General features: G+C 40.5%; 1 protein-coding gene. It reads right to left on the bottom strand.

Annotated elements, in window-relative coordinates:
- The coding region (locus QZN75_RS06305; protein ID WP_394339493.1) for a hypothetical protein at positions 1–173 on the bottom strand (173 nt) is incomplete at its 3' end.
- Positions 174–341 lie beyond the last annotated feature (168 nt).

Here is a 341-nt window from a genome sequence, read left to right as displayed (position 1 = left end):
TCCCAGCAGGTCGCACCCTTGGGACAGAGCTTGCCCTCGTTGATCGGGCTGCGCTTGTAGGGTTCAACCCCGACACATTTCCCATCCTGGACAACTAGGTTGAGCCCGCAGCCTACACCGCAGTACGGGCACGTGGTAGCCACGTATTTCAAATCTGTTTTTACATCACTCATTTAATTTCACCAAGTTAACTTAAATACATTAACACAGACTTTTCGAGATATTAAAAAATCTAGTGTAACTAATGACTTTTGTAAATGTATTATATAAGAATTTTGAAATTTGTCCGGATAATGATGAATATTGGTGGGTCATTGATGAGAAATGGTTATATAAAATAC

The sequence above is a fragment of the Methanoregula sp. genome, assembly GCF_003170075.1.
Classification (GTDB): Archaea; Halobacteriota; Methanomicrobia; order Methanomicrobiales; family Methanospirillaceae; genus Methanoregula.
The sequence above is the reverse complement of the archived record's forward strand: the minus strand, read 5'-3'. Positions and strand labels throughout refer to the sequence as shown.